Source organism: Klebsiella sp. Ech2A (genome assembly GCF_030078455.1).
Taxonomy (GTDB): Bacteria; Pseudomonadota; Gammaproteobacteria; order Enterobacterales; family Enterobacteriaceae; genus Klebsiella; species Klebsiella terrigena.
Genome location: NZ_JAQGFU010000390.1, coordinates 1 through 1,659 on the forward strand (window position 1 = coordinate 1; position 1,659 = coordinate 1,659).

At 64.7% G+C, this 1,659-nt stretch carries 2 protein-coding genes and 1 pseudogene; 1 reads left to right on the forward strand and 2 read right to left on the reverse strand.

All coding sequences use genetic code 11. The features are described 5' to 3' along the window. The coding region (locus PFH44_RS27305; protein WP_283826794.1) for an amidohydrolase family protein at window positions 1–482 on the reverse strand (482 nt) is incomplete at its 3' end. Between the two features lie 124 nt (window positions 483–606). Between PFH44_RS27305 and PFH44_RS27310 the strand changes: the two genes are divergently transcribed. After that, window positions 607–1,530, forward strand: coding sequence for a LysR family transcriptional regulator (locus PFH44_RS27310; RefSeq protein ID WP_283826795.1), 924 nt, complete (start codon window positions 607–609; stop codon window positions 1,528–1,530). A 28-nt stretch (window positions 1,531–1,558) separates the two neighbouring features. On the opposite strand, the pseudogene PFH44_RS27315 reads toward PFH44_RS27310, so the two are convergent. Then, a pseudogene (locus PFH44_RS27315) lies at window positions 1,559–1,659 on the reverse strand (universal stress protein); the annotation flags it as partial.

Genomic DNA, 1,659 nt, shown 5'->3' on the forward strand with positions numbered 1-1,659 from the left:
TCTTCTCCGGCAAAATCGGCGCCGGACATCCCCAGCCCGGGCGTGGACGGGACGCTGGAAGGGGCGGCGACCATCACCTCCAGCGGCAGATTGCGGCTGGCGGCAACGGCGTAGCGCACGCCCTCCACGCCGAGCACGTTGGCCAGCTCGTGCGGATCCCAAAATACCGCCGTCGTTCCCTGGGCGAGGACGATTTCCGCGTAGCGCTCGGGGGGGAGATGGGGGCTTTCGAGATGGAAGTGGGTATCCATCAGCCCCGGGGAGAGGTAGGCGCCCTGCAGGTCGTGGGATTCAGCGGCGTCGCTGCGGCTGCCGCGCGGATGGACGCTGGCAATCATCTCGCCGACGATGCCGACGTCGGCGGCGCGGAGTTCCCCGGTGACCATATCAACGATCTGCCCCCCGGTGAGTAACAGGTCGAACGATAATTCGCCCCGGGCGGCCTGTACGGCGCGGCGGCGGTTTTCAGCACTGCTGGACATAACAACTCCGGCACAAGGATAATGGCGCTACTCTAGGGGCATGGCAAACGTTTGCCCAGATGAATAAATTTATCGCCCGATAAGCTCGGGTTATTCTGCCTACTCACCCTCAGCGATGGATAACATGACCGAACCGTGGCAGCGGCTGCCCGCGCTTTCTCTCAAGCAGCTCCAGTATTTTGTTACCCTGGCGCAGCTGCGTCACTTTACCGATACCGCCAACCGGCTGGCTATCAGCCAGCCGGCGCTGAGCAGCGCGCTGCGCCAGATTGAGGCGGTGCTCGGCGGCAGGCTGGTGAACCGCACCGCCTCTTCGGTCACGCTGACCGAACTGGGCGCGGCGATCCTGCCCCACGCGCAGCGCGTGCTGAGCGTGGCCCAGCTGGCGTTTCAGGATATGCAGCAGATTGTTGAAGCCGGCGGCGACGGCACGGTGCGTATCGGGCTGATGCCGTCGGTCAGCTCGCTGCTGTTTCCCCTGCTGCCGCAGACCCTGGCCGAAACCTTTCCGCGCCTGCGGGTCGAGTTTCACGATCGGGCCAACGACGCGCTGGTGCGCGAGCTGCTGAGCGGGCAGATTGATTTCGCCGTGGGCGCCATCGACAGTTCGATCCCCGCAGAGCTGCAGGTCTATCCGCTGCGCGAGGACCCGTTTGTGGCGGTGCTGCACGGCGACGACCCGCTCGCCGGCCAGCCGCATCTGCCGTGGAAGCTGCTGGCCGGCCGCGATATCGCGGTGTTCTCGAAGGGCAATATCCAGCGGCTGGTGGGGGCGCTGGCGGAGAGCCATCGCCTGATGCTGAATACGCGCTATCAGGTGGACTATATCGAAACGCTGTATGGCCTGGTGCGCTCGCGGCTGGCGATTGCCATTCTTCCCGAGCTCTATACCACCCACCTATGCGATCCGCAGCTGAAGATAGCCCAGCTGCAGCAGCCGGCGCTGAGCCGCACGGTGGCGCTGATGCGCGGGCAGCAGACGCTACCGCCGCTGATTGAGTCGAGCTTCGCGTTGCTGCTGAGTTCGCTGCGGGAAGTGAATCCCTAATCGGCCTGACGAGGCCTGCGCGAGCGACCTACGGCAGGTGCTTAATCAGCACGTCGACGCTGAGATGGTTAATGTACTCGAGGGAGTGGGAAGCCATCACCCCCAGCAGCCGGTTGCGGTGTCCGGCAA